At 45.1% G+C, this 2,184-nt stretch carries 2 protein-coding genes; one reads left to right on the top strand and one right to left on the bottom strand.

Features of this window, described 5'->3' with window-relative positions; all coding sequences use genetic code 11:
• Positions 1 to 490, top strand: a 490-nt coding sequence (locus tag F6K52_RS35565; RefSeq protein WP_293089801.1) for a hypothetical protein, incomplete at its 5' end; no start/stop codon positions are given.
• A 210-nt stretch (positions 491 to 700) separates the two neighbouring features.
• On the opposite strand, the gene F6K52_RS35560 is transcribed toward F6K52_RS35565, so the two are convergent.
• Positions 701 to 1,903, bottom strand: a complete 1,203-nt coding sequence (locus tag F6K52_RS35560) for an ISAs1 family transposase (RefSeq protein WP_293089799.1) — start codon at positions 1,901 to 1,903, stop codon at positions 701 to 703.
• Between the last annotated feature and the right edge of the window lie 281 nt (positions 1,904 to 2,184).

Genomic DNA, 2,184 nt, shown 5'->3' with positions numbered 1-2,184 from the left:
GGTCTTTGATAGTAAATTTACAACCTACCAGAATCTCAGAAAGCTGGAGGACTCACCGAATAAAATCAAATTTATTACGGTACGTAAGCGAGGACCGAAAATTCTTGAAGAATTAAAAGAAATCCCTAAATCAGAGTGGACTTCTATTCGTGTAATGGCAGCCGATGGAAAAGGTAGAGCCGTTCAGGTATATGAGCAAAAAGTATTCCTCAAAGACTATGGAAAAGAAGTTCGCCAAATTGCCATTAAGGGAAGTCGTAGAGTCCAACCGGCCCTAATCATTACCAATGACTTTGAAAAACCGATAAAAGAGATTATCCATCAATATGCTCGACGATGGTTAGTGGAAACAGAAATATCGGAACAGGTTTACTTTTTTCATCTCAATCGAGTATGTTCATCGATGGTCATCAAAGTTGATTTTGACTTAACGATGTCCATTTTTGCCCATAACATCTATCGACTTTTAGCGGCTGAGTTGCCAGGGTAATCGCAGGTATTTAGTATAAATTGTACTTGACAAAAGAATGGGAATAGCAGGTAGATTAGCATTGTTCATTGGTAGTCTCCCTCTTCATTTGAACCTAGAATTCAGCGCTAATAGACGCCATTCACTCAGCAGAAATAGACGCTAAGACGATTTGCATCAAGCGTGATGTTCATTCTTGCGTTCGTGTCGACCATCAGGGCTGGCTTTACCTTAATCAGAGTCTTTTGACTGCGGGAGCGAGAGTAATTCCAGCAAAAACTCTCGACTCAGTGCCGCCCGAAACCGTTTGGTGGCAATACTGTCCTTCGAAGGATGTTGCTTAATCAAATTGATGCATAATCGCCTCAAAAGAGCGACATTTTCAGGTCCGTGCCCCATGCGAATACGACTGTGATCCTCGTTGAATGTGACATCTAAGACCCAGTGGAGGCCATTTTCAATACTCCAATGGGAGCGGATAGAATGAGCAATGAGCGCCGCATCAGCCTCTAAGCTGCTGATGTAGTAGGCGGGTTTGTCGGTCTCCCCATTCCAAAGGGTGCGCTTGCGTCTGACCATGACGATGCTTTTGAATCCCGGCCATTTTTTCGCGTTGGCCAGATTGGGGATTTGAGCAATGGGCACCACCCACACTTGGCGATACTCAATTCGATAGTGACCCGCACTCGTGCCATCATCATAGCGATACTCAATCCCGTCCCAGTCGGTCTCAACGGCCTTCTTAAAAAACGTCTTCACGCTCTTATAAAGGTTGCCATGATTGGCTTTGAGCGCCAAGATGTAATCTGCTCCTTCTTTGATGATTTGGCGAGCAATCTCGCGTTGGGTTCCCATCGCATCAATGGTAATGATGCTCTGTTTGATGTCCATCAACTTCAGCAGTTCAGGAATGGCGGTAATTTCATTGGATTTTTCATCCACCCGCTGTTGAGCCAAGACCAAATGATGCTCGGAGGACCAGGCACTCACACTATGAAGAGCTTTGAGCGGGCTCTCTCTATCGTAAGACCCTCGTAAGGTCTTTCCATCCAAGTGAATCAATTGGATGTCTAGTTGCTCACTCACATGCTTAATCCATCGCAAGAAAAACTGATTAAACTGGTCAGGCTCAATCAAGCCAAAGACTCTCGAAAAGGTATCGTGCGAGGGAATCCCGTTGGGAAGGTCTAGAAAGGTGGACAACCACTCATATTCCTCTTGCCCATAGGTCGCCACTGCCACCATGTTGTCTGCCCCAGCTAAGGTGGCCAGTATCCCAATAGCCACAATATCCACCAGTAGATGGTCGGGTTTGCGTTTTGTCCGAGGATCATCCAACGCTTTGATTTCCTCTAATAGCGTTGGTTGTAGTGTTCGCGAACTGGAGGAGCGTGATGATTGCTCTTGCTCTGATGGTGCAAACCCTTTTGCCATAGTTCTTGTACGGGGATGAAGGAACAACATCCATCACCCAACTGAAAGCATCATCTTGTCAAGTACATGCGATACAAAATACGTGCAATTACCCTGCTCCCCCTGCTTTTACTGATTGAGCCTGTATGACTCTCCGAATTAGCGATTAAAGCGTTGGGTTTTGCCATAAAGTGGAACAAAATAAACGGTAGGGTGGACGCGAAGTGCCGACACTACCTATCTACAGTTGTGATACTCAAAACATTTAGCAGAAACTTAAAGGTTTCGATTTTAGCTAAAAC

It is taken from the genome of Moorena sp. SIO3H5 (genome assembly GCF_010692395.1).
GTDB lineage: Bacteria > Cyanobacteriota > Cyanobacteriia > Cyanobacteriales > Coleofasciculaceae > Moorena.
This window is presented reverse-complemented; position numbering and strand designations above follow the sequence as displayed.